We start from the raw sequence: 24,680 nt of genomic DNA, 5'->3' as shown, positions 1-24,680 counted from the left end.
GCTTCCATCGCCGGCCTCGCTCAGTTGGCCTGGGCGCCGAGCGGCGGCAGCCAGGTGTCGCCGGTCCAGCCCTTCTCGTCATAGTCGGCCATGCATTGGTCGACGAGTTCCTCCATCTGTTTCAGCCGGCCGCCGCGCTCGGCGCCCTTCAGCACCTGCAGCCGCACCTCTTCCGGCGCGCCGGCATAGTTGAGCTCGTATAGCGCGTGCCGGCCGCCGAACTCGGTGCCGGTCGCGTCCCACAACAGCTTCATGATCTTGATGCGCTCGACATGGCCCATGTCGTTCGAGCCGCGCACATATTGCGCGAGATAGCGGTCGATCTCCGGATTGTCGAAGTCGCGCGCCGAGGAGGGCAGGTAGATCAGCCCCGAGGCGACAACCCGGCGCACAGTGTCGATGACGCGCGGATAGGCCTCCGACATGAAGGTGCGGTAGGCGAGCGCGGCCTCGAGATTGGGCAGCACCGCCCCGTTGGCCCACGGGATCGGATTGTGCGCCATTGCGTTGGAAAAGCTCCAGAACATGTGGCGCAGCGCGATCACTTCGCCGAGCGCCGCCTGGTTACCGCGGAAGGCATCGCCGCCGGTGGCGCGCAACGCCTTGGCGAGCAGGCCGGCGAGGAAGTCGAGCTTGACGGCAAAGCGCGTGCAGCCCTGGAAGCAGTAGCCATGCATGAAGCCCGACGCCGGATGGAAGGAGAGGATCTTTTGCGCGTCGCGCAGCACCAGCACGTCCTCCCAAGGGATGAAGACGTTGTCGAGCACCAGGATCGCGTCGTTCTCGTCGAAGCGCGACGACAGCGGATAGTCGAAGGGATGGCCGACTGTGTTGGCGGTCTGCTCGTAGGAAACGCGGCAGAACATTTTTATCCCCGGCGCGTTCATCGGCACGATGAACATCACCGACAGCGACGGATCCTCGGTCACGGTCGCCGAACTCTGCGCCAGGAAATTATAGTGGGTCAGCGCCGACGACGTCGCCACCACCTTGGCGCCCGATACCCAGATGCCGGCATCGTTCTCCTTGGTGATGTGCACGAACACGTCCTTCATCTGCTCGGCCGGCTTGTGGCGGTCGATCGGCGGATTGACGATGGCGTGGTTCATGAACAGAACCGCTTCCTGGGCGCGTTTATGCCAGGCGCGCGCATTGTCCTTGAACGGCCCGTACCACTCGGCATTGGCGCCGAGCGTGTTCATCAGCGCCGCCTTGTAGTCGGCGGTGCGGCCCATCCAGCCATAGGTCATGCGCGCCCAATGCGCGATCGCGCCTTGCTGCGCGGCAAGCTCGGCGGGGGAATGGGCGACACGGAAATATTTGTGCGTGAAGCCGCCCGAACCGGTGTCGGTGGGCGAGGTCAGCACCGTCTGCTGATTGGGATCGTGCAGCGCGTCGTAGAGGCGCGCCAGCGAGCGCACCGAATTGCGCATCGCCGGATGGCTGGTGACGTCGGCCACCCGCTCGCCGTTGATATAGACCTCGCGCCCGTCGCGCAGGCTCGCCAGATATTCGGCGCCCGTGAACGGCCGCGACTTGTCGGCCCGGAATTCTTCCGATCGCATCATGATCCTCCCTTGATGTGCCGAGAGTAGCGGGAGGCGCCCTAATGGTTTATGGACGAAAGGGTAAAACCGCTTGGACTTTTTCCGGCATTTCCATGAGCCAGACAGCCATCCCGGAATTCTTCGTCTACGGCGAGCCGGCGCGGGCGCTTGACGTCGGTTTCCTGCATGTCGAGACCGTGCGGGCCCGCGCTTCCGTGCATCGTGGCCAGGTGCTGGCGCACAAGCACCCGCAAATGGCGCAGATCACCTTCTGGACGAGCGGGCAGGGCCTCTATCGGATCGAGGACAGAACCTGGAGTTTTTCGGCACCGACCGTGAGCTTCATGCCGAGCGGCGTGGTGCATGGGTTCGACATCGAGCCGGGCACGGATGCCATCGTCGTCTCGGTCGCGGACGCCGCGCTCGCGGCAGTGGCGGAGCACTCGGCCCTACCGCTCGACCAGCCCGTCTTCGTTACCGGACGAGGTGATGCGGCGCTGTGGGAGCGGCTTACCGACACCATCAAAATGATCCAGGCCGAATATGCCGAGGCTCAGGCCGGCGCGGAAAAGATCCTGCCGCCGCTGATCGCGGTGGCGCTGTCGCACATCGCCCGCCTCGACACGCAATCGCATGCGGTCACGTTGCCCGCGGCCGTCGCTCTGGGTGGCCGGCTCAGGCGGCTGATCGATCGCCATTTTCGCGACGACTGGCCGGTCGAGCGCTATGTCGAGGAACTCGGCACCACGCGCCACCTGCTCGACAAGGCGGCGCGCCAGGTGCTGGGCGTTGGCGTGCGCCAGGCGATCGGAGAGAGGCGGCTGGTCGAGGCCAGGCGCCTGCTGCTCTTCACCATCCGCACGGTCGAGGACATCGCCTACGAAACCGGCTTCAACGATGCGGCATACTTCTCGCGCTTCTTTCGGCAGGCGGTTGGCGTGGCGCCGGCGGCATGGCGGCGTGAAAGAGTGAGTAGTAAGTAGTGAGTAGTGAATAAAAGCGGGATTGATGATCACCGACCTCGAAATCATCACACTACACACTACTCACTACTCACACCGCAGCCGCGCTCAACCCCACATCCAGCCCCTCGGCAATCTTCGCCACATCGGCGGCGGTGATGATCAGCGGCGGCGACAGGATGATGTTGTTGCCGGAGACGCGCAGCATGACGCCCGCGCCATAGGCGCCATCCGCGACCGTCGCCATCGTCTTCTTGTCGACCGGCTTCTTGGCAGTGCGGTCCGAGACCAGCTCGAGCGCCGCCATCAGCCCCTGGTAGCGGACATCGCCGACCAGCTGGTGCTTCGCCTTGAGTGCCTCCAGCGCCTTGCCAAGCTCGACGCCGCGCGCCGCGGCATTCTCGTTGACGGCCAGCCGCTTCGTCTCGGCAAGCGCTGCAAGCCCGGCCGCGCAGCCGACCGGGTGACCGGAATAGGTATAGCCATGGCCGATCGAGCCGAAGCTCGTCTTGTCCGCCTCGAAGACGTCGGCGACCTTGGCGCCGATCATCGTCGCGCCGAGCGGGAAATAGCCTGACGTGATCGCCTTGGCGATGGTCATGAAATCCGGCTTCGTGCCGGAGAGCCGCGAGCCCGACCAGGAGCCGGTGCGGCCGAAGCCGGTCACCACCTCGTCGGCGATCAACAGGATGTCGTGGCGGTCGCAGATCGCCCGCACGATCGGCATGAAGCTTTCATGCGGGACGATGACGCCGCCGGCGCCGAGCACCGGCTCCATGATGAAGGCGGCGATGGTGTCGGCGCCCTGGAAGGCGATCTCTTCTTCGATCGCCCGGGCGCAGAGTTTCGCCAGCTTCGCCGGATCGGTCTCGTCGAACGGGTTGCGGTAGGTCATCGGCGCCGGCGTGTGGAAGACGCCGGGCAGCAGCGGCTCGTAGTTGCGGCGGAAATTGGCATTGCCGTTGACCGAGGCGCCGCCGAAATGCGTGCCGTGGTAGCCCTTCTTCAGCGCCAGGAATTTCGTGCGGTCGCCCTGGCCGCGGATCTTCCAATATTGCCGCGCGAGCCTGAGCGCCGTCTCGACCGAATCTGAGCCGCCCGAGGTGAAGAAGGTCCGCACCATGCCTTCGGGCGCGAACCATTCGGTGAGCTCATAGGCGAGTTCGATCGACGGTCCGGTCGAGGTGCCGCGAAAGCCGGAATAATAGGGCAGGGCGTCGAGCTGGGCGGTCATCGCTTTCTTGATCGGATCGCAGCTGTAGCCGAGATTGACGTTCCACAAGCCGCCGACGGCGTCGAGGACGGTGCGGCCGTCGGCATCGGTGACCGAAACGCCTTCGCCCTTCATGATGATCTTCGGCGGCGTCGCCCGCATCTCGGCCGGATGCGCCATCGGATGCCAGATCGGCTTGGCGTTGTTTTCGTTGAGGAAGTTGATGTCACGCATCGGGAAGGACTCCGGTTTTCCGATTAGGAGAGCGTCAGGCCGAAATGACCCAGCGCCTCGGCATAGCTTTGCGCCGGTCGGGCGACGTCGAAATGAACGGTGGGCATGCCGGCGGCAATCGCCCCGTCGACATTGCGCTTCTGGTCGTCGACGAAGACGCAGGCCGAAAGCGGCAGGTGCAGCGCCTCGCCGACCATCGCATAGGCGCGGGCGTCGGGCTTGAGGATTTTGGTGTAGGTCGCGTCGACAATGGTCTCGAACAGTTTGAGCAGCGGCAGGCGTTCACGGAACGACTCGCCGTAGAAAAGGTCGAGCTCGTTGGACAGGATGGCGAGCCGCACGCCCGCTTGATGCGCGGTGTCGATCGCCCGCTCGGCCTCGGGCCGCACCACCGCCTGCGGGTCGGCGCCGCGCGCCCGCTGCACGAAGGTCGACATGGCCTGCCAGTCTTCGCCGACCATCCGGCCGACCTCGCGGGTGCGCGTTTTCCAATAGTCGCGCTCGCTGATCTCGTCGGCCTGCATCGAGCGCCACAGCGGATCGGAGGCGGGATCGAACGGTCCGCGCCAGCCGAGCGTGCCAGGTTCGAGCCCGAGCGCCTGCTCGGTCAGCGCATGCGTCTCGAACAGCGTGCGCGTGACGACGCCGCCGAAGTCGAGCACCAGCGCGTGCGATTTCACTTCGCTCATGCGGGCCGCTTTCCGGCTGGAACGATGCCCTCGGCAACCCAGCGATCGAAGATCTCCAGCGCCTTGGCGCTGAAGGCGGCGTCGTTGATGTGACCGGCGATCTCATGCAACTCGGCGTTTTCCGGCACGTTCGCACGCATCTCTTCGACAAACGCCGCAAGCGCCTCGGGTTCGTGGAGCGGTTCGCCTTCCTGGTCCCATTGCTGGATGCCGCCGGCCGGCAGGATGAAGGCTGTCGGGCCGGTCGCCGTGCTGAGCTTCTCGCCGATGGCGCGCGCGATCTCCTGGCGTGTCGCGCCGTCGGAGGTCACCGAGGCAAGCAGCCGGTTGTGCGCGTGATAGGGCCGCTCGCTGAAGCGCGACGGCACGGCCTGCCAGGTCGGGAAATCGACCATGTCGATGGCGCCGGGCGCGACGATCTGCGGGATGCCTTGCCGACCGGCATTCTCCAGCCGGTCGGTGCCTGAATTCACCACCGAGCCGGTGAGCTGGTTGGCGAGTTCCTGCAGGCTGAAGTCGAGCACGGCGACGAAACCCTTCTGCGCCGCGATCGCCTCCAGCGCCCGCCCGCCCATGCCGGTGGTGTGGAAGACGATAACCTCATAGCCGCGCTTTTCCAATTCCGGCTTCAGCGTCACCATATATTGCAGGCAGCTTTTGCCCAGCGAGCTCATGCCGACCTTCGGCCGCGAAACGTCGGGTTTGACGACAGCCCGCGCGGCGCCGACCACGGCGCCGCTGGCTTGCGACAGCACGGCCTTGCAAGCGCTGTTGAGCCCATAGAGGCCACCGGCCCAAAGGATCATCATCAGGTCGGTGGCGATGCGCTCCGGCGGCACGAGATGCGAATAGGCGATCGTCGAGACGACGAATTTCGGCACGCCGAGCGGCAGCGCCAGCGCCACGTCGAGCGCAAGGTCGGTGCCCATCGAGCCGCCCAGCGCGATGAAACCCTCGATCTCGCCTTTGTCGTAGAGAGAGCGCGCGAGCCGCGAGGCGCCGAGCGCCATCAAGGTCATTGCCGTGTTCTCGTCGCCGCTGGCAATGATCGCCTCGATCGTCGTGTCGGCGGCTTTGGCCACGGCATGCCGGTCATGTTCCGGCCTGTAGGGCGGATCGCCAAGCACGCTGACGTCCATCATCACGGCGACGCCGCCAACGGCTTCGATGCGCTCGCGCATGAACAGCAGCTCGTCGGCCTTGGTGTCGCCTGTGCCGATAACCAGGATTCGGCGGTTCTCCTCCACGTCAATCTCCCTGCAGTCTCTTGTTGGTTATGATGCCCGCTTCCGGCCGGGCTGATTATGCCGCCCGAACAGGCGGCCGCCGATCTCGCGCGCCGCCGCGGCGACGCTCGCGCCATGGCGCTCGATGTCGCCCTTGTGGATGCGCACCCGGGGCGCGGCGATGGCGATGGTGCCGATGGCAAAACCATCGGCGCCGAGGATTGCGGAGGCCACGCTGAGCACGCCTTCCTCATAGCCTTGCGAGCCGGTCGAATGGCCGCGGGCGCGGGCTGCGGCGACATGCTCGACGAGTGTCTCCACATTGTCGATCGTATAGGGCGTGAATGCCGGCAGCGGCCCGGCGAGAATGCCCTCGCGGATGCGCTCTTCGGTAAAGGCCAGGAAGGCGATGCCGGAGGCCGTCGCATGCATCGGCAGCACATCGCCGAGCTGCACGCTGACACGGTTGGCCTTGGCAGATTCGATGACGTGAACGGTGATCAGGCCCCGCTTCGAATATTCCGAGAGATGCACGGTCTCGCCGGTCTCCGCCGCCAGCGCCTCGACCACTGGTGCCGCCATGCGCAGGAACGGAAACTGCGCCTCGCGCATCAGCGCCAGCCGCGCGATGCCGGCGCCCAGCCGGTAGAGGCGCGTGGTCTCGTCCTGCTCCACCAGCTCATGCGCCATCAGGGAGACAAGCAGCCGGCGCGTCGTTGCCTTATCGAAGCCGGCGGCCTTGGCAATGTCGGCAAGCGCCGTCTCCGGCGCGCCGCCACCCAGCATTTCCAGCAGCGAAACGGCTTTGGCCACCGTGCTCATCGCGTCTCTGATCCTCCGCGAGATACTTAACGTGCGAATTAACTTGACAGCAAGTCGATTCCTTTGCAAGTCTAATATCGAAATGCCGTTACAAATAATGAAATGCACATCGGCCCGCCAGAAGGCCTTCGGCATCTCAGGGACACTTGGCTTCCGCAGCGCGGAATGGAGGGAAAAATGACGACAGTTGAAGCCGGCTCAACGAACCGGCTAAGGAAGAACAGCCTTGGCGTCGGCGCCATCACCTTCATGGTGATCTCCGCAGCCGCACCGCTCACGGCCGTTGCCGGCGGCACGCCGCTCGGCATGCTGATGGGCAACGGCGCCGGCTTTGCCGGCACCTATCTGATCGTGACGCTGCTGCTGCTCCTGTTCGCGGTTGGCTATGTCGCCATGTCGCGCCACATCGGCAATGCCGGCGCCTTCTACGCCTATGCCGCGCGCGGTCTCGGCGGCCTTGCCGGCGGCGCCGTCGCGCTGATCGCGATCCTCTCTTACAACGCCATGCAGATCGGCGTCATGGGCCTGCTGGGCGCGGCCACTTCCGGCCTGTTCGCTGGCTGGGGCATCAACCTGCCCTGGTGGGTGTGGAGCTTCATCGCCATCGCCATCGTCGCCGTGCTCGGCTATCGCCAGGTCGACCTGTCGGCCAAGATCCTGACGGTGCTGGTACTTGCCGAATACATCGTCGTGCTGATCCTCGATCTCACCATCCTCAAGACCGGCGGCGACAGCGGCCTGTCGGCCGCGCCCTTCAGCTGGAGCCAGATCACCAGCGGCGCGCCGGCGATCGCCATCCTGTTCTGCTTTGCCGCCTTCATCGGCTTCGAGGCGACCACGATCTATGCCGAGGAGGCGCGTGACCCGAAGGTGACCATTCCGCGCGCCACCTATTTCTCCGTCATCCTGATCGGCCTGTTCTACATGATCACCGCCTGGCTGATGGCGGTCGGCGCCGGCGTCGACAAGCTCCTGCCGTCGCTGCAGGCCTTGCAGGACCCGACCACCTTCCTGTTCGGCCTCTCCGACCGCTACGCCGGGACGCTGCTCACCCACGCCATGAGCATCCTGTTCGTATCGAGCCTGTTCGCCGGCGTGCTGGCCTTCCACAACGCGGTCGCCCGCTACATCTACGTCGCCGGCCGCGAGAAGCTCTTGCCGCAGTCGATCGGCGTGACACATTCGGCGCATCAGAGCCCGCATGTCGCCTCGGTGATCCAGACCGTGCTCGCGGCTGTCGTCGTCGGGCTGTTCGCGGTGCTTGGCCTCGACCCGGTGCTGGCGCTGTTCTCGTGGCTCACCAACGTCGCCACGCTCGGCGTCATCGTCATGATGGCGGTGGCCTCGCTCGCCGTCGTGATGTACTTCCGCGCCAACCCGTCCAACCAGGAGAACGGGCTGAAGACCACGATCCTGCCGGCGCTGACCTTCATCGCCTTCGTCGTCATCATCTACCTGATCGTCATCAATTTCGGCAGCCTGTCGGGAGCCGGCGGCTTCCTCGGCGTGTTCCTGCCGGCGCTGGTGCTGATCGCGGCCGTCGTCGGCTTGCTACTGGCAGGCGCGTTGAAGGGCCGGGATCCGGTCGCCTTCGAAAATCTCGGCGTGCCGCTGAAAGACTGAGAAAGTAAGAGGGCGGCGCCTAGCGCGCCGCCCTTTCATTGCAACGGAGCGGCGGCATGAGTTTTGCCGAGAACATCACCGTCGAGGCGCTCGAAGCGGACCCATATCCGATCTACGCCGAGCTCAGGCGCAGCGCTCCGGTCGCCTTTGTGCCTTCAGTGAACCTCTGGTTCGTCACCCGCTGGAAGGATGTCGAGGCCGTCGCCAAGTCGCCCGATATCTTCTCCGCTGTGGTCGGTGCCTCGCCTGTCGAGCGCTCATTCGGCAAGCCGACCATCCTGACCACCGACGGCGAGATCCATAAGGACCTTCGCCAGGGCGTCGACCCGAAATACCGGCCGCGCACCGTCGCCGCCTATGCCGGCGATCTCGTGCGCTCGCTCGCCGAACCCTATCTCGACGAGATCGCCAAACGCGGTTCCGCCGAACTGATGGCCGATTATTTCGAGCCGGTGTCGACGCTGAGCCTGGCGCGCTCGCTTGGCCTGATGGACATCGATATGCCGACCTTGCGCCGCTGGTTCTATGGGCTCGCCCAGGGCGCCATCAATTTTGAAAAGGACCCGAAGCGGCAGGAGATCGCGGACGCGATCGGCGCCGAGGTCAGCGATGCCGTGATGCCGACCTTGCGGAAGCTCGCTCGCGAGCCCGACGGCTCGGCGCTGTCGCACATGCTGCATGACGGCATGCCGGTCGGCAAAACCCGCTCCATCGACTTGCTGATGCCGACGATCAAGGTCATCCTGCTCGGCGGGATGCAGGAACCTGGACACGGCGCCGGCTCCATCCTCGTCGGCCTGCTGACGAACCCTGAACAGTTGCGACAGGTGCTCGACGATCCGGAAACCTTCGTGCCCAAGGCGGTCGATGAGGGCCTGCGCTGGGTCGCGCCGATCGGCACGCAAACGCGCGAAACGACCCGCGCCGTGGAGATCGGCGGGGCGACGATTCCCGCCGGAGCTCCCGTTGCCGCGCTCGTCTCCTCGGCCAGCCGCGACGAGAGCCGCTTCACCGATCCGGACCGCTTCGACATCCACCGCGACGAGGGCAACCACGCCGCCTTCGGCTTCGGCCACCATTTCTGCTCGGGCCGCTTCTTCGCGCGCGAGCAGATGTGCCTTGCGCTAAGATTGCTGCTGGAGCGTTTTCCGGATCTGAGGCTGATGCTGGGCAAGGAGCCGGTGTTCCGCGGCTGGGAATTCCGCGCGCCGGCGACACTTCATGTAGAATTTGGAGCAAACTGATAATGATCGACCAGCACACCATCGACACGCTGCGCAAGACGGAGGTCGGCGCGCGGCACCTGTTCATCGATGGCGCCCATGCCGACGCCGAGAGCGGCGCCCGCCTGCAGGTGATCTCGCCGATCGACGGCCGTCCCTTTGCCAGCATCGCCGACGGCGGTGCCGCGGATGTCGACCGCGCCGTCGCTTCGGCGCGCAAGGCATTCGCCAAGGGCTCCTGGTCGCGCGCCGCACCCGCCTTCCGCAAGAAGGTGCTGGCGAAATTCGCCGAACTGGTCGAAAAGCACGCGCTGGAGCTGGCCGTGCTTGGGGTGCGCGACAACGGCACCGAAATCGGCATGGCCTACAAGGCGGAGCCGCTGTCGGCCGCCGGCACCATCCGCTACTATGCCGAGGCGATCGACAAGGTCTATGGCGAGATCGCGCCGACCGCCGACAATGTGCTGGCCTTGATCCACAAGGAACCGCTCGGCGTCGTCGGCATCATCGTGCCGTGGAATTTCCCGTTGATGATCGGCGCCTGGAAGATCGCGCCGGCACTCGCTGCCGGCAACGCCATCGTCGTCAAGCCGCCGGAGATCGCCTCGCTGACATTGCTGCGGCTGGCGGAGCTTGCCGCCGAGGCTGGCCTACCGGAGGGCGTCTTCAACGTCGTCACCGGGCGTGGCTCGGTCGCCGGCGAGGCGCTCGGCCTGCATATGGATGTCGACGCCGTCGCCTTCACCGGCTCCGGCCCCGTCGGTCGTCGCCTGCTCGAATATTCCGCCCGCTCCAACCTCAAGCGCGTCTTCCTCGAGCTCGGCGGCAAGTCGCCCAACATCGTCTTTGCCGATGCGCCGGATTTGAAGCAGGCGGCGGTCGTCTCGGCCAACGGCATCTTCCGCAATTCCGGACAAGTCTGCGTTGCCGGCTCGCGGCTGCTGGTCCAGGCCTCGGTCTACGACCGTTTCATGGACGAGCTTCTGAAAGCAACCACCAAGCTGAAGGTCGGCGATCCGCTCGATCTCGGCTCCGACGTCGGCGCGGTGTCGAGCGCCGAACAGCTGACCAAGAATCTCGGCTTCGTTGCAAAAGCTTCGGAGGAGGGCGCCCGTCTCGTCACCGGCGGCGAGCGCATTCTCACCGAGACCGGCGGCAGCTACATGGCGCCGACCATCTTCGACAACGTGACCGAAAAAATGCAGCTTGCCCGCGAGGAAGTGTTCGGCCCGGTTCTTGGCGTCATGCGCTTCGAGACCGAGGCGGAAGCGGTGCGGCTCGCCAACGCGACGGTCTATGGCCTCGCCTCGGCGGTGTGGACGTCGAACCTGTCGACCGCGCACCGCATGGTCCGCGCCATCAATGCCGGTGTCGTCCACGTCAACACCTATGGCGGCGCCGACATCACGGTGCCGCTCGGCGGCTTCAAGCAATCCGGCTTCGGCCGCGACAAGTCGCTCCACGCCATCGAGAAATACACCGACCTCAAGACGGCCTGGATCAATCTCGGATAGCCTCGACCATCGAGAGACGCTCTAGGCGTCGCTCACCAGGCTCCGCTGCAAATAGTCGCTGAAGGCACGGACCCTCTGCGGCAGGCGGCGTCCGTGGGGAAAGACAGCGTACGCCGTTGCCGGTTCAAGCCGATAGTCGGCAAGCACCTCCACCAGTCTGCCGGAGGCCAGTTCATCGGCGCACATCCAGGTCGAAGCGATGGCGATGCCGAGACCGAAGCTGGCGCAGGTGACTGCGCCGATGGCCGCGCGGGTGCGGACCCGCGGTTCGACCCGCTGCATCTCCTCAACGCCATTGCGGTGCGCGGTCCAGTTCTGCTCGCCCTCATCGCCCGGGCCGCCGACGATGTGGTGCAGGCCAAGATCTGCAAGGTTTTCGGGCCTGCCGCGGCGGGCGAGATAGGCGGGCGAAGCCACGAACAGGCGGCGGGTCGCGGCGAGCTTGCGCGTCACGAAACTGGAATCCGGCTGGCTGCCGAGGCGAAGTGCCATGTCGGCGCCTTCGGCGATCAGGTCCTCGTAGCGGTCGGACATCATCAGGTCGATCCTGATATCCGGATGCATCTCGAGAAACGCCGGCAACAGCGGAACGATCTGCCTGACACCGAATGTCGGCGGCATGGCTACGCGCAACATGCCGGACAGCCGGTCCGCTCCGCGCGCGGCATTCTCAGCCTCCTCGACTCCGGCAAGCGCGTCGCGCGCACGCGACAGCAACGCCTCGCCGGCATCCGTCAACGAGAGCTGGCGCGTGGTCCTGGCGAGCAGCTTGACGCCGAGCCGATCCTCCAGAGCCGCGACCGTGCGCGACACGGAAGGCTGCGACAGCCCGAATTCTCGCGCCACCTTGGAGAAGCTGCCGGTCTCGACAGTGCGGAGGAAGATTGCGAGCTGCTGGAGCCGATCATTCATACGGTCGACGTATATATCATATGACGCTTGCCCCGCTACTCGCTTCGCAACGCATAATCTACCTGTCCGTCAACACGCCGATTGTCGGCGGTTCGAGCAACTAAGGGAGAAAGACGCGTGGACGAGTTGAAGGACAAAGTGGCGATCGTGACGGGCGCCTCGAAGGGCATAGGCGCAGCGATCGCGCGGCAGTTCGCCAGGGCAGGCGCGGCGGTCGTGGTCAACTATGCTTCCAGCAAGGACGATGCCGACAAGGTGGTGGGCGACATCTTGCGCCATGGCGGCAAGGCCGTCGCGGTCCAGGCCGACGTCAGCAAAAGCGCCGATGTGAAGCGGCTCTTCGCAGAGGCGAAGGCTGCGTTTGGTACGCCCGGCATCCTCGTCAACAATGCAGGTGTGTTCCGGTTTGCACCGCTGGAGGAAGTGACCGAGGCCGAGTTCCATCGCCAGTTCGACATCAATGTGCTCAGCATCCTCTTGACCACGCAGGAAGCCGTCAGGGCATTCGATGGTCACGGCGGCAGCGTGATCAACCTGAGCACGATATCGAGCGCCAATCCGGTGTCGAACTCGGTTGTGTATTCGGCGTCCAAGAGCGCGGTCGACACCATCACCAGGGCCCTGGGCAATGAGCTTGCCGGGCGCAAGATAAGGGTCAACGCGATCGCCCCCGGCATGACCGAGACCGAAGGCCTCGCCGTGGCGGGAATCGGCGGCGAAATCGCCAAAAACATCGGTGCGACGATGCCGATGGGTCGGGTGGGGCAGCCCGATGACATCGCGCGTGTCGCGGTGTTCCTGGCTTCCGACCAGTCCGCCTGGCTGACCGGCGAACGCATCACCGCCTCGGGTGGGCAGCGCTAGCCCGCGTCATATTCCAAGGATGCGGCGGCAGGATGAGGTCACCCGCCGCTGCATTTTGTCTCCACCCGCTGACAAGCGAGGCGCCGGCTTCGTAGCTTACCTCGCATCCTTCAGCACAAAATCGGCGCAGCGGTCGCCGATCATGATCGCAGGCGCGTTGGTGTTGCCGCTGGTCAGCCTCGGCATGATCGAGGCGTCAGCGATGCGCAGGCGCGGCACGCCGCGCACGCGAAGCTGCGGATCGACCACCGCCTGTTCATCCATTCCCATCCGACAGGTGCCGCAGGGATGATAGACGGTCTTGGCGTGGCGGATGATGTGGTCCGTCATCGCCTCGTCGCCCAGGTCGTCCGCCTTGCCGGGCGCAAGCTCCTCAGCCACGACCTCGCGCAGCGCCGGCTGGCGCACGATGGCCCGCGCCACCTTCATGCCGGCAAGCAGCAGGGTCAGGTCGTCGGCATGTGACAGGAAGCCGGTGGTGAAGCGGATCGGGTCGCTTGGCTTTCGCGAGCGCAGCCGCACCGAACCGCGCGATTTCGGCCGCAGCACGCACGGGTTCAACTCCATGCCGTGGCGTTCGACCGAGCCGTGCTCGGCGTTTTCGATCATCACCGGCAGCACATGGAACTGCACATCTGGCCGTCCGTCGCCATCGGTGTCGAAGAAGCCGCCGCTCTCGACCACGTTGGAGGCGAGCAGGCCGCGCCGGAACATGAGATATTCGATGCCGTGCCGCAGCGCCTTGAAGCCGCGATCCTCGCCGAGCAGCGAGACAGGCTTGCGGGTCAGCGCGTAGAGCGGGGCCGCGACATGGTCCTGCAGATCCTGGCCGACCGCCGGCATGTCGCGGATGACGGGAATGCCCATCTCCGCCAGATGCGCGGCCGGCCCGAGGCCGGACAGCATCATCAGCTTTGGCGTCGCAAGCGCGCCGGCGGCGAGGATCACTTCCGCTTTCGCCGAGGCGGTATGGTTCTGGCCGTCCGGCGTCTGATAGGAGAGCCCGGTCGCGGCGCCGTTCTCCAGCGTCAGCGCCGTCACCAGCGCATCGGTGACCACCTTGAGATTGGCGTTGCCGGCGAGCGGCCGCAGAAAAACTTTCGCGGCTGACTGCCGTTCACCGTTCGCGGTCGTGGTCTGATAGAAGCCGACGCCCTCCTGCCGCTCGCCGTTGAAGTCGTCATTGAACCGGTAGCCGGCCTGCTGCGCGGCGCGCACATAGGCGAGCGACAGCGGATGCCGGTAGCGCGGATCGGAGACCGGCAGCGGACCCTCGCTGCCGTGCCGTTCGCCGGCCAGCCGCTCGTTGCGCTCCAGCCGCCTGTAGACCGACAGCACGTCGTCCCAGCTCCAGCCGGGACAGCCGAGATCGCGCCAGCCATCATAGTCTTCCGGTTGGCCGCGGATATAGAGCATGGCGTTGATCGAAGAGCCGCCGCCGAGCGTGCGGCCCTGCGGGATCGGCAGCGAGCGGCCGCCGACGCTCGGCTCCGGCTCCGACTGGTAGATCCAACTGCGCGCCGTGCCGATCACCTTGGCGAAGGTGGCCGGCATGTCGATGAAGCGCGTGTTGTCGGCCGGGCCGGCCTCGACGACCAGCACGCGTTTGCCGGCCGCGACCAGCCGGCTAGCCACCGTGCAGCCCGCCGAGCCGGCGCCGGCGACGATGTAATCGTAGGCCTCCATCATCGGATCAGGCGTAGCGCATGATGGCGGTCTTGGTTTCGAGGTAGCCCTCGATCGCCGCGCGGCCGTGTTCGCGGCCGATGCCGGACTGCTTGAAGCCGCCGAAGGGTGCTGCCGGGTCGAGTGTGTTGTGCGAGTTGACCCACACCGTGCCGGCCTTGAGGCCGTGGATCGCCGTCATCGCCTTGCCCATGTCGCGGGTCCAGATCGAGGCCGAAAGGCCGTAACGCGTGTCGTTGGCGATGCGGATCGCCTCGTCGAGATCGGCGACGGGCATCGCCGCCACCACCGGGCCGAACACCTCCTCGCGCACGATCTCCATCTCCGGTTTCACATGATGCAGGATCGTTGGTGCCACATAGTGACCTCTCGTCGGCACCGGCCGCGCGCCGCTGACGCGTTCGACGCCGGCAGCCAGGCTGCGATCGACAAAGCCCTGCACGCTCAAGCGATGCTTGGCCGAGACCAGCGGATTGATCTGGGCCTCAGCGTCGCGGCCGGCGCCCATGGTCATGCCGTCGGCGATTTCGGCGAGACGCGCCAGCGTCCGGTCGTAGATCGACTTCTCGATCAAAAGCCGCGCCGCCGAAGTGCAGACCTGGCCCTGGTTGAAGAACATGCCGAGTCCCGCAAGCAGCGGTTCGATGCCGTCTTCCATGTCGGCGAGCAGGATCATCGGCGACTTGGAGCCGAGCTCCAGCGTGAAGCGCGCCACCCGATCGACCGCGGCGTGACCGACGCGTTTCCCCACTTCGGTCGAGCCGGTGAAGGTCAGCTTGTCGACGCCGGGATGGCGGATCAGCGCCTCGCCGGTGACGGACCCGCTGCCGGTGACGATGTTGACGACGCCGGGCGGGAAGCCGACAGCCTCGATCAACTCGGCGAGCCTGAGCAGCGCAAGCGGCGTTTCCTGCGGCGGTTTGAGCACCACCGTGCAGCCGCAGGCCAGCGCCGGCGCGATCTTCCACATGCCGATCAGCAGCGGAAAATTCCACGGCACGATGGCCCCGACGACGCCGACCGGTTCCATCACCGTCATCGCGTGGTGCCTGGCGCCGGGCGGCACCGGAATGGAAACCTGGAAGGTCGAGCCTTCGATCTTGGTCGCCCAGCCGGCATAGTAGCGCAGCCAGTCGACGGTGCCGCCGGCGCTCAGCATCCGCGCGACGCCGAGCGACTTGCCGTTCTCGATGCTTTCGATCTCGGCCAGAAGGTCGGCGTCGGCCTCGATCGCGTCGGCCAGCTTAAGCATCAGGTTCTGCCGGTCGACCGGCCGCATCGTCGCCCATGGCCCTTCGAGCGCCGCGCGTGCCGCGCGCACCGCCTGGTCGACGAGTTCGGGACCGCTCTCCGGCACATAGGCGACGATCTCGCCGGAAGCGGAATCGTCGACCGCAAGTCCGTCGCCGGCAAGCCCGTCGACAAAGCGACCGTTGATGAAGGGCCGGTGCGAGCGCGACAGGAATGCGGCGGCGGCGGCGCTGATCGGCGGCACGGTTCTCTCGTTCACGCCATCCTCCTCGAAAACGCGATGAATATTTTCGACAGGGTTATGGAGCGCGCCGACGCCCTTCAAGCCGGCGCGGCCGCGAGTGCGCTTTCAGTCAAAACAAAGTTCCCGCTCGGACAAGACGGCTCGCCTCTGGCCAATCAAGATCGCGGATGAGATCGGCCACGCCGGCACGTCTCTTGGGTCTTGTAGGATGGTGGCGATTTGAGCGCGGTTCTCGGCAATCCGATGGTCACCACGGCCGCGCTTCCATTGCTGCTGGGCATCGCGGTGGCTCTCCTTGCGCGTTTTGCGCTGCCGGCGCCCTCGCCGGTGTTGACGCTGTTCTGGGCAGCCCTACTCCTGTTCTTCTACTGGGATACGCTTGGTCCGCCGGTCATGCCGCCGGTCGCTGCCAGCCAGAAGCTGATCTATCTCGCCTTCGCCGGCATCGTCATCGGCCTGCTGCCGGAGCGGCTGTTGCGCAGCAGAGCGAGTTCTCTTGCCGTCGTCGCCTTTGCGGCCGCCTTCCTATGGCTCGGTTGGCGGCGGCTGGCCGGCGGCTCGCTCGACCTGCAGATGATCGCGGCACTTGCCGTCGGGCTGCTGACGCTGATCGGTGGCACAGTGCTCACCGCGCAGCAAGCCTCGGCATCACCGTCGGCGGAAGAGCCGTTCCTCGCGCCGGCGGCGGTGCTCGCTTTGTCGCTTGCCGGCGCCATCGTCTCGGTGCTCGGCGCCTCGATCGTCACCGGGCAATTGCTCGGCTCGCTCGCCGCGTTGATCGGCGGCTGGTGCCTCGTGCAATACGTTGTGATGCTACGCGGCGGCGCGGCCGCTTCATGGAGCAAAGGCGTTGAGTTCCTGCTGCTCTTCGCCGCCGCCACGGTGCTGATCCAGGTGGCGCTGCTCGCGCCCAAGGCCAATCCCGTCGCGCTCATCCTGTCATCCCTGCCGCCGATCGTTGCCGTGTCAATGCGCGGCCGCCTGCAAGGCATGCTTCCCGGCACACGGCCCATGCGGCCGCTGGTCGCCGGCATCCTGATCGCCGCTCCGGCGATTCTGGCCATCGTGACGGCGATCGTTTGGGCGCCGCATGGGGCCGCCCTCGGCTTTTGAGCCGGGTCCAACAACAACCAACAACAGGGAGAAACATGTGAGGACGAGAAAACTGATTGCAGCGCTTGGCTTTGCCGGCGCATCCATGCTGGCCGCGGCGGCGCATGCCGACAACTACGAGATCGACGGCCAACACGCCTGGGTCACCTTCACCATCAAGCACGGTATCTACGGCATCGCCCATGGCCAGTTCGACGCTGTCAAAGGCGCGATCGTCATCGACAAGGCGGATGTCACAAAAAGCAGCGTCAAGGCCGAGCTCGATGTCGGTTCGATCCATACCGCTTTCGACCAGCGCGACAGCGACCTGAAAGGCCCCGACTTCTTCAACGCCGCCGAGTTCCCGACGATCAGCTTCGAGAGCACCAAGGTCGAGAAGGTCGACGACAAGACCGGCAAGGTCACCGGCAATCTCACCATCAGCGGCGTCAGCAAGGAGATCACCCTCGACGTCAAGCTGCTCAACGAGGCCCAGGCGCCGTGGGACGCGACGCTGACCAAGGCGGCTTTCAGCGCCACCGGCAAGGTCAGCACCGCCGATTTCCCGATGGCCAAGGCCGCCGACGGGTTCGGCCTTGGGCCCGAGGTCGAGATCGCCATCGACCTCGAGGCGGTGAAGAAATAGGCCGCCGCAGTTGATCTCGCGTGCCGCGCGGCAAAGGTTGCGCGGCACATCGCAAAGGAGCTGTGCAGTGCGCGCTCAGTCAAAACAAAGTTCCCGCTCGGACAAGACGGCGAGCAGCTCCCGTCGCACACTCCAACTCAACGATCGGCAGCATTTGGGCCTCGTGCCCTTGAGGACCGCAATATGAGATTTTCCGGCAAGACGGCCTTCATCACCGGTGGCGGCACCGGTATCGGTGCCGCGGTCGCACGGCGCATGGCCGCCGACGGCGCCCAGGTGGTGCTGATGGGCCGGCGGCGCGAGCCGCTCGAGGCCGTGACCAGGGATATTGGCGGGCTGGTCGTGCAGGGCGATGCCGCAGATGCCAAGGCGGTGCGCGCCGCCCTTGCCGAGGTCCACGAAAAGATCGGCGCGGTCGATATCCTTGTCGCCAATGCCGGCGGTCACGGCGTCGGCCCGACGGTGACGATGAGCGACGAGACCTGGGCGCTGGCGACGCGCACGAATCTCGACACCGCTTTCGTCTGCGCCCGCGAATGCCTGCCCGATCTGATTGCGCGGAGGGGCAACATCGTCGTCGTGGCCTCGATTGCCGGCCTGTTCGCCGGGCCGGCGGCGGCGGGCTACGTCACTATGAAGCATGCCTGCGTCGGCTTCGGCAAATCGCTGGCGCGCGACTATGGCCGCCAGGGTGTGCGCACCAACATCATCTGCCCAGGCTGGGTGGCAACCGCTATGGCCGACGAGCAGATGCAGGTGGTCGTCGACAAGCATGGGCTTGGCTCGATCGAGGAAGCCTACAGGCTCGTCACCAAGGACGTGCCGCTCGGCCGGCCGGCGACGCCGGAGGAAGTGTCCAATGTCATCTGCTTCGTCGCGTCGGAAGAGGCGGCGATGATGAACGGTTCGATCCTGACCGTCGATGGCGGCGCCACCGTGGTCGACCTGCCGACGCTCGCTTTTGTCGATTGATTTGGAGATGGCGATGAACGACCAGAACAGACCCGCCGACTGGAAGCATTTTGACGACTTCGCCGCCGGCATTGCCACCAACCGGCTGCCGACGACCGGCGCATTGCGCGGCCAGACGTTCAAGATCACCCTGAAAACCGGCCGCACCATCGATCTCGCCTTTACCGCCACCGACACAGTGGCCTGGAGCGAAGGCGCAGAGGCCGGCGCCGACTGGTACGAGGCGCTGGAAGTCGCGCCGCAAGTCTTCTTCATCAACATGACTTTCGCCGCCAGGCCGGCGGAGGACGAAGCCTTCATCATCGATATCAAGACGCGGCGCGTGCTGTCGGTGCGCGAGCGGGTGCGCGAGCCGGGTGAAGCGCCCGGCGAGCCGCGCGTGGCGCAGGTCTATTCCGCCGGCGTGCTGGGCGATCCCGCCGTGCCGCCGACCGGCCGCGAGCCGGGGCCGACGCGCGACCTGATCGGCCTGACCGCGCACTACACCTACAGCCCAAACCATGTTTACGAGCACATTTATCTGAGCTCGCAGCGCTATGCCTGGCAGAACCTCGTCGGCGTCCAGCGCGGCCATGGCGACGTCGATCTCGCCACCACCTGGAAGTTCGCCGAGAACCTTTATGTCTTCGGTTTCCGCGAGTTCATCATCCCGGTCGCGTCGCTGTTCTTCTACAACTGGGACACCATGCGCTCGACCGGCAAATTCCTCGGCGTCACCAGCCAGGGCAAGGTCGAGAACAAGCCCGCCGGCGCCTTCATCGAGAAGAAATCCAGGGCCGTCTACGACCAGGGCCAGGAGCCGGTGTGAGCGTTGGGATCAGCATCATGAGCAACAGGAACTACGACGCCATCAAGGCCCACTATGCCGGCTCCGACGCCAAGGACCTGCCCGCGATGATGGCGCCGATCACCGAAAGCACGGCCTGGACCGAGATGGCCGGCTTTCCCTATGCCGGCACTTATGTCGGCCCCGACGCCGTCATATCGGGCGTCTTCAAGCGCATCGGCGAAGACTGGGACGGCTACACCTTCGCGCTGGAAAAATTGGTCGACGGCGGCGCCACCATCATCGGCATCGGCACCTATTCCGGCACCTACAGGAAGACTGGCAAACCGATGACGGCGCGGGTCGTCCACGTCTGGGAAATGCGCGACGGCAAGGCCGTGAGTTTCGAGCAGTTCACCGACACCAGGCTGGTCGCGGCCGCGATGGGCTAAGGCATCGGCGTGAGTGAATGCGGGCCTCGCCTTGGGAGGATCGGCCCGACGAAAACCTGGGAGGATGGAAATGGAAATCAGTCTGAAGGGAATGCTGGCCGGCCTGTTGCTGTCTTCGGCACTTGGGTTCGGCGGCACGCTTGTCGCCAATGCCGCCGGCGACGAGATCGTCATCGGCGCGCCTATCTCCTTGACCGGGCCGCTGGCCGGCGACGGCAAGGAGCAGAAATGGGCCTATGAGCAGGCCGTCGCCGACATCAACAAATCAGGCGGCATCATGGTAAAATCGGCCGGCAAGAAGCTGCCGGTCAGGCTGGTCGTCGCCGACGACGAAAGCTCCGAAGGCAAGGTCGCTTCTGCGCTCGAAAACCTGATCAAGGTGCAGAAGGTCGACGCGCTGCTGTCGACCCATTCCGGCCCGATGAACATCGCCGGCGCCATCGTCGCGGAGAAATACAAAAAGTTCTACATGATCACGACGGCCTTCCCCTTCGAGTGGCAGCCATTGAAGCTGAAATACTCGGCGCTGTTCTTCTTCCATCCGGGGCCCGGCGCGGAAGTGCCGTTCCAGATCTGGGACAAGCTACCGGCCGGTGAGAAGCCGAAGCATCCGGCGCTGGTCTCGGAAGACTCGCCCGACGGCAAGGGCTTTGGCGGCGCCTTCGAGGCGGCGGCCAAGAAATACGGCTACAGCTTCGCCGTCGACGACCCCTGGGCGATCGGCGCCACCGACTATTCGGCGCTGATCACCAAACTCAAGGCGGCGGATGTCGACGCCATGCTGGTCTTCGGCTCGCCGGCCGACACAATCACGCTTCTGCGGCAAATGAAGGAGCTCGGCTTCTCCGTTCCCTACCTGCATGGCTGGAAGGGCACCTGGACGGGCGAGTTCCATGAGGCGCTCGGGCCTGACTCCGACTACATCCTGACCGACGGTTTCTGGTCGGCGAGCTATCCCTACAAGGGCGCCAAGGATCTCGGCGACCGCTACGAGGCCGAGTTCAAGAAGGACTCCGTCACCGTCGGCGCCTTCTACGCCAACGCGCAGGTGCTGGCGCAGGCGATCGAGAAGGCTGGTAGCACCGATGCATCCGCCATCCATGACGCCATCTTCGGCCAGGAGTTCAAGGACACGGTGGTCGGCGACCTGAAGTTCGATGAGACCGGCTTCGCGCTGATCCCGAGCGTCGCCACGCAATGGTGGCAGGGTAAGCACCAGCTGATCTACCCGGACGGCAACTGGACCTACAAGCCGGCCCCGGCCTGGGACAAGCGCTGACCGAACAGAGGCGGCGGAAGCGGCGGGCGCCTGATTGCGAAGCCAGGCGCCCGTTCGCTTCCCGCCAGCCCATTTGCATCGCTTGGCAACAGGACAGTTTGCGTGCCTAATCCTCTGTGCTTCCGCTGGAAGGAAACGAAAACACGATGCAGGCGGACGAAACCTTGCTGCGCCTCGAGGCGGTCAAGAAGCGCTTCGGCGGGCTTGTCGTTCTCAACAACATCGACATCGAGGTTGGCGGCAACGAGCTGATCGGCCTGATCGGGCCGAACGGCGCCGGCAAGTCGACGCTCTTCAACGTCATCACCGCCATCTACGCGCCGACCGAGGGGAGGGTGTCCTTTCGCGGCAAGGACATCACCGGCATCGCGCCGCATCGGATAGCGAGGCTCGGCATCGCCCGCACCTTTCAGTTGGTGCGCACCTTCCTCACCATGACCGCTTTCGAGAATGTCATGGTCGGCGCCGTCTATGGGGCAGGGGGCCGCGTCAGGCATGCGACCGAGGCGGCGAACGCCGCGCTCGAACTGGTTGGCCTCAGCGCCAGGCGCGACATGCGCACCGCGCATATGACGCTGTCGGACCGCCGCATGCTTGAGATTGCGCGCGCCGTCGCCTCCGACCCTTCGCTGCTCTTGCTCGACGAGCCGATGGCCGGCCTCAACCCGACCGAGATCCAGCGCATGGTCGATGTCATCCGCCGGGTTCGCGGCGAGAAAGGCATCTCGATGCTGTGGGTCGAGCACAAGGTCGACGCCATCATGAAAGTGTGCAGCCGCGTGATCGTGCTCGACCATGGCGAGAAGATCGCCGACGGCACGCCGCGCGACGTCACGCAAAACCGCAAAGTCATCGAGGCCTATCTTGGCGAACCGGCTGCTTGAAATAAGCGATCTCGAAGTCGCCTATGGCGATGTCGGCGCGCTGTGGGGCGTGTCGCTCCATGTCGATCCCGGCACGATCGTCGCGCTGGTCGGCGCCAACGGCGCCGGCAAGACGACGCTGCTCCGCACCGTCTCCGGCCTGCTCAAGCCGAAGGCTGGCGACATCCGCTTGTCGGGCCAGTCGCTGGTCGGCAAAGCGCCGCAGGAGATTGCCCGCCTGGGCATCGCCCATGTGCCGGAAGGGCGCGGCCTGTTCCGCCAGATGACGGTGCTGGAGAATCTGGAGCTCGGCGCTTTCCAGCCCAAGGCGCGGCCGCGCACGAAGGAGCTCTTGGAGAAAGCCTACACGCTCTTCCCGCGCCTGAAGGAACGTGCGCACCAGAAGGCCGGTTCGCTCTCCGGCGGCGAGCAGCAGATGCTGGCGATCGCGCGGGCCACCATGTCGGAGCCGTCGCTGCTCATCCTCGACGAGCCGTCGCTGGGGCTGAGCCCGCTCGTCGTGCAGCAGATGTTTGCGCTCATCCAGACCTTGCACGGACAGGGCGTCACCATCCTGCTCGTCGAGCAGAACATCCATCAGGCGCTTAAAGTGGCCGACTATGCCTTCGTGCTGCAGACGGGTTCGCTCGCCATGCAGGGCACCGGCGCGGAACTCATCGCCGATCCCGAAATCCAGAAGGCCTATATGGGCGTGTTGGAGTAGAAGATGGTCAATCTCCCGCCACCCGAGATCCTGCTGCAGCTCTCGCTCAACGGCGCGCTCGGTGGCGCCATGTATGGCGTCGCCGCGGTGGGCTTGAGTCTGATCTTCGGCACCATGCGGCTGATCTTCCTGGCCCAGGGCGCTATGATCATCCTGGCCGCCTACTTCGTCCGCGCCCTGTTCTACGGCCTCGGCATCGATCCGTTCCTGTCGCTGTTGATCGTCGTGCCGGTCGGGCTCGTCGTCGGCTGGCTGATCTATCAGGGCCTGTTCCGCAAGGCGGCGGCCGAGGAAGACCGCAACGTCTCGCTGCTCATCGCCGTCGGCCTGATGTTCCTGGTCCAGAACCTGATGACGGTGATCTGGGGCGGCAACACCGCCGGCGTGGTGACGTCCTACACGGCAAGCGGCATCGAGTTGCTCGGCGTGCGCACCTCCTTCACCCGCTCGATGGGTTTTTTGATCGCGCTTGCCGGCACCGGCCTCGTGATGCTCTTCCTGCGCAAGACGATTGTCGGCAAGGCGGTGCGCGCCGCCTCGGAAGACATGGACGCCGCGACCTTGATGGGCATCAGCCCGCACCGCGTCAATGCGATTGCCTTTGCCATCGGCATTTCGCTGGCGGGCGCGGCCGGTGTCGCGGTGGCGACGACCTTTCCGTTCAACCCCTTCGCCGGCTTCATCTTCAGCCTCAAGGCGCTGGTGGCGCTGGCGCTTGGCGGCATCGGCAACGTCACCGGCGCTTTGGCCGGCGGTATCCTGCTCGGCCTGATCGAGGCCTATGTCCAGTTCTTCATCTCGGGCGGCTGGACGAACGCCATCGCCTACGGCGTGTTCCTCCTGGTGCTGATGTTCAAGCCGGAAGGCCTGTTCAGCCGGCCCTACAAGAAGGCTTGAGAGCAATGAGCCGAGCCTTGCAATGGATCGCAATCGTCGTCGTTGCGGCGCTCGCGCTGCTGCCGTTCCTGCCCGGCGCCGTCGACGCCTATTACTTCTCCTTCCTGTTCTTCGTCTTTCTTTACGCCATCATGGCGCAGAGCTGGAACCTGGTCGCCGGCTATGGCGGTCAGATCAGCCTCGGCAGCCACGCCTTCTTCGGTCTCGGCGCCTACACCACCGCGATTCTTTGGAGCGGCAATTATCTCTGGGGCTCGCTCTATGACAGCCATCCAAACATCTACTATTTCGATCCGGTGACGATGCTGCTCGGTGGCATTGTCGCGGCGATTGCCGCGGTCCTCATCGGCCTGCCGCTGCTGTCGAAACTGCATGGCGATTATTTCGCGCTCGGTACGCTCGGCTTCGGCGAGATCGTCAAGGTACTCTTCGTCAATGGCGGCGACTTCACCGGCGGCGCCTTCGGCATCGTCGCGCCGGCAAGCAGCTTCGACACGCTGCGGCCGCATTACTGGGTCGGGCTCGGCCTGATGGTCGCCACCGCCTTGGCCATCCGCGCGCTGATGCGCTCGCGCTACGGCCTGGCGCTGATCGCCGTGCGCGACGACGAGATGGCGGCTTCCGCCAACGGCATCGACACGCTCAAGGTCAAGGTCGCGGCGTTTGCCGGCAGCGCCTTCATCGCCGGCGTCGCCGGCAGCCTCTACACCTTCTACATCTTCCATGTCGGGCCGGACTCGGTGTTCGACCTCGACTGGATGCTCTTGCCGCTGATGATGACCGTGGTCGGCGGCACCGGCACGATCCTGGGGCCGATCCTCGGCGCGTTGGTGATGTACGCCGTCTTCGATCTCGCCCGCATCGTCGTGCCGGACTACCACCCGGTGATCTCGGGGTTGACGATCATCCTGGCGATGCTGTTCCTGCCCAAGGGGATGATGCGGCTGGGGTTTGGGCGCCGCCGAAAGCTCGCCTGAGC

At 65.4% G+C, this 24,680-nt stretch carries 23 protein-coding genes; 15 read left to right on the top strand and 8 right to left on the bottom strand.

The window, feature by feature from the left end; all coding sequences use genetic code 11:
* Nucleotides 1-20: 20 nt before the first annotated feature.
* Nucleotides 21-1,565 carry a 4-hydroxyphenylacetate 3-hydroxylase family protein gene (locus KVT37_RS25245; RefSeq protein ID WP_217577773.1) on the bottom strand — a complete coding sequence of 515 codons (1,545 nt, stop codon included), beginning with the start codon at nucleotides 1,563-1,565 and terminating at the stop codon, nucleotides 21-23.
* 95 nt (nucleotides 1,566-1,660) lie between these two features.
* Here KVT37_RS25245 and KVT37_RS25240 point away from each other — a divergent pair, with 95 nt between their 5' ends.
* Entirely contained in the window at nucleotides 1,661-2,530 is an 870-nt protein-coding gene (locus KVT37_RS25240; protein WP_217577728.1) for a helix-turn-helix domain-containing protein, read from the top strand.
* A 70-nt stretch (nucleotides 2,531-2,600) separates the two neighbouring features.
* Here the strand turns inward: KVT37_RS25240 and KVT37_RS25235 are convergent, their stop codons facing one another.
* Genes KVT37_RS25235 through KVT37_RS25220 form a run of 4 tightly spaced genes read right to left on the bottom strand, consistent with a single transcriptional unit; the run spans nucleotide 2,601 to nucleotide 6,693 of the window.
* The gene (locus KVT37_RS25235; RefSeq protein ID WP_217577727.1) at nucleotides 2,601-3,956 is read right to left on the bottom strand and encodes an aminotransferase class III-fold pyridoxal phosphate-dependent enzyme; all 1,356 of its coding nucleotides are present in this window, start codon (nucleotides 3,954-3,956) and stop codon (nucleotides 2,601-2,603) included.
* A gap of 23 nt (nucleotides 3,957-3,979) precedes the next feature.
* On the bottom strand, nucleotides 3,980-4,645 hold the full coding sequence (locus KVT37_RS25230) for an HAD family hydrolase (RefSeq protein WP_217577726.1): 666 nt from the start codon (nucleotides 4,643-4,645) through the stop codon (nucleotides 3,980-3,982).
* Complete coding sequence (locus KVT37_RS25225; RefSeq protein WP_217577725.1) at nucleotides 4,642-5,892, bottom strand: Tm-1-like ATP-binding domain-containing protein; 1,251 nt, start codon at nucleotides 5,890-5,892, stop codon at nucleotides 4,642-4,644. Before KVT37_RS25225 ends, KVT37_RS25230 begins: the two co-directional genes overlap by 4 nt.
* A 27-nt stretch (nucleotides 5,893-5,919) precedes the next feature.
* Nucleotides 5,920-6,693: an IclR family transcriptional regulator gene (locus tag KVT37_RS25220; RefSeq protein WP_217577724.1), complete on the bottom strand. Its 774-nt coding sequence runs from the start codon at nucleotides 6,691-6,693 to the stop codon at nucleotides 5,920-5,922.
* A 177-nt stretch (nucleotides 6,694-6,870) separates the two neighbouring features.
* On the opposite strand from KVT37_RS25220, the gene KVT37_RS25215 reads away from it, so the two are divergent.
* Genes KVT37_RS25215 through KVT37_RS25205 form a run of 3 tightly spaced genes read left to right on the top strand, consistent with a single transcriptional unit; the run spans nucleotide 6,871 to nucleotide 11,053 of the window.
* Nucleotides 6,871-8,316, top strand: coding sequence for an APC family permease (locus KVT37_RS25215; RefSeq protein WP_217577723.1), 1,446 nt, complete (start codon nucleotides 6,871-6,873; stop codon nucleotides 8,314-8,316).
* Between the two features lie 56 nt (nucleotides 8,317-8,372).
* On the top strand, nucleotides 8,373-9,560 hold the full coding sequence (locus tag KVT37_RS25210) for a cytochrome P450 (protein WP_217577722.1): 1,188 nt from the start codon (nucleotides 8,373-8,375) through the stop codon (nucleotides 9,558-9,560).
* A 2-nt stretch (nucleotides 9,561-9,562) separates the two neighbouring features.
* Nucleotides 9,563-11,053, top strand: a complete 1,491-nt coding sequence (locus KVT37_RS25205) for an aldehyde dehydrogenase (RefSeq protein ID WP_217577721.1) — start codon at nucleotides 9,563-9,565, stop codon at nucleotides 11,051-11,053.
* A 21-nt stretch (nucleotides 11,054-11,074) separates the two neighbouring features.
* On the opposite strand, the gene KVT37_RS25200 is transcribed toward KVT37_RS25205, so the two are convergent.
* Nucleotides 11,075-11,965 carry a LysR family transcriptional regulator gene (locus KVT37_RS25200; protein WP_217577720.1) on the bottom strand — a complete coding sequence of 297 codons (891 nt, stop codon included), beginning with the start codon at nucleotides 11,963-11,965 and terminating at the stop codon, nucleotides 11,075-11,077.
* A 117-nt stretch (nucleotides 11,966-12,082) separates the two neighbouring features.
* Between KVT37_RS25200 and KVT37_RS25195 the strand changes: the two genes are divergently transcribed.
* Nucleotides 12,083-12,829 carry an SDR family NAD(P)-dependent oxidoreductase gene (locus tag KVT37_RS25195; protein WP_217577719.1) on the top strand — a complete coding sequence of 249 codons (747 nt, stop codon included), beginning with the start codon at nucleotides 12,083-12,085 and terminating at the stop codon, nucleotides 12,827-12,829.
* Nucleotides 12,830-12,925: 96 nt separating this feature from the next.
* Here the strand turns inward: KVT37_RS25195 and KVT37_RS25190 are convergent, their stop codons facing one another.
* Both KVT37_RS25190 and KVT37_RS25185 read right to left on the bottom strand, forming a co-directional pair.
* Nucleotides 12,926-14,518: a GMC family oxidoreductase N-terminal domain-containing protein gene (locus KVT37_RS25190; protein WP_217577718.1), complete on the bottom strand. Its 1,593-nt coding sequence runs from the start codon at nucleotides 14,516-14,518 to the stop codon at nucleotides 12,926-12,928.
* A gap of 4 nt (nucleotides 14,519-14,522) precedes the next feature.
* On the bottom strand, nucleotides 14,523-16,025 hold the full coding sequence (locus KVT37_RS25185) for an aldehyde dehydrogenase family protein (RefSeq protein ID WP_217577717.1): 1,503 nt from the start codon (nucleotides 16,023-16,025) through the stop codon (nucleotides 14,523-14,525).
* A 204-nt stretch (nucleotides 16,026-16,229) separates the two neighbouring features.
* Between KVT37_RS25185 and KVT37_RS25180 the strand changes: the two genes are divergently transcribed.
* The 10 genes from KVT37_RS25180 to KVT37_RS25135 all read left to right on the top strand — a co-directional run bounded on the left by KVT37_RS25180 (nucleotide 16,230) and on the right by KVT37_RS25135 (nucleotide 24,678).
* Nucleotides 16,230-17,123 (top strand): hypothetical protein, encoded by an 894-nt coding sequence (locus tag KVT37_RS25180; RefSeq protein WP_217577716.1) that lies wholly within the window; start codon nucleotides 16,230-16,232, stop codon nucleotides 17,121-17,123.
* Between the two features lie 37 nt (nucleotides 17,124-17,160).
* The gene (locus KVT37_RS25175) at nucleotides 17,161-17,748 is read left to right on the top strand and encodes a YceI family protein (RefSeq protein WP_308642759.1); all 588 of its coding nucleotides are present in this window, start codon (nucleotides 17,161-17,163) and stop codon (nucleotides 17,746-17,748) included.
* Nucleotides 17,749-17,931: 183 nt separating this feature from the next.
* Nucleotides 17,932-18,720, top strand: a complete 789-nt coding sequence (locus tag KVT37_RS25170; RefSeq protein ID WP_217577715.1) for an SDR family NAD(P)-dependent oxidoreductase — start codon at nucleotides 17,932-17,934, stop codon at nucleotides 18,718-18,720.
* Nucleotides 18,721-18,733: 13 nt separating this feature from the next.
* Nucleotides 18,734-19,528, top strand: coding sequence for a MoaF C-terminal domain-containing protein (locus KVT37_RS25165; RefSeq protein ID WP_217577714.1), 795 nt, complete (start codon nucleotides 18,734-18,736; stop codon nucleotides 19,526-19,528).
* Between the two features lie 17 nt (nucleotides 19,529-19,545).
* Entirely contained in the window at nucleotides 19,546-19,938 is a 393-nt protein-coding gene (locus tag KVT37_RS25160) for a nuclear transport factor 2 family protein (RefSeq protein WP_217577713.1), read from the top strand.
* 70 nt (nucleotides 19,939-20,008) lie between these two features.
* On the top strand, nucleotides 20,009-21,217 hold the full coding sequence (locus tag KVT37_RS25155; protein ID WP_217577712.1) for an amino acid ABC transporter substrate-binding protein: 1,209 nt from the start codon (nucleotides 20,009-20,011) through the stop codon (nucleotides 21,215-21,217).
* A 146-nt stretch (nucleotides 21,218-21,363) separates the two neighbouring features.
* Entirely contained in the window at nucleotides 21,364-22,101 is a 738-nt protein-coding gene (locus tag KVT37_RS25150) for an ABC transporter ATP-binding protein (protein ID WP_217577711.1), read from the top strand.
* Nucleotides 22,094-22,804: an ABC transporter ATP-binding protein gene (locus tag KVT37_RS25145; protein WP_368860637.1), complete on the top strand. Its 711-nt coding sequence runs from the start codon at nucleotides 22,094-22,096 to the stop codon at nucleotides 22,802-22,804. Before KVT37_RS25150 ends, KVT37_RS25145 begins: the two co-directional genes overlap by 8 nt.
* A 3-nt stretch (nucleotides 22,805-22,807) precedes the next feature.
* On the top strand, nucleotides 22,808-23,701 hold the full coding sequence (locus tag KVT37_RS25140) for a branched-chain amino acid ABC transporter permease (protein WP_217577709.1): 894 nt from the start codon (nucleotides 22,808-22,810) through the stop codon (nucleotides 23,699-23,701).
* A 17-nt stretch (nucleotides 23,702-23,718) separates the two neighbouring features.
* Complete coding sequence (locus tag KVT37_RS25135) at nucleotides 23,719-24,678, top strand: branched-chain amino acid ABC transporter permease (RefSeq protein ID WP_217577708.1); 960 nt, start codon at nucleotides 23,719-23,721, stop codon at nucleotides 24,676-24,678.
* The last annotated feature ends 2 nt before the right edge of the window (nucleotides 24,679-24,680 follow it).

The sequence above is a fragment of the Mesorhizobium sp. GbtcB19 genome, assembly GCF_019091085.1.
Classification (GTDB): Bacteria; Pseudomonadota; Alphaproteobacteria; order Rhizobiales; family Rhizobiaceae; genus Mesorhizobium.
Note: the sequence above shows the minus strand (reverse complement) of the source record. Positions and strands in the feature narration are given on the sequence as shown.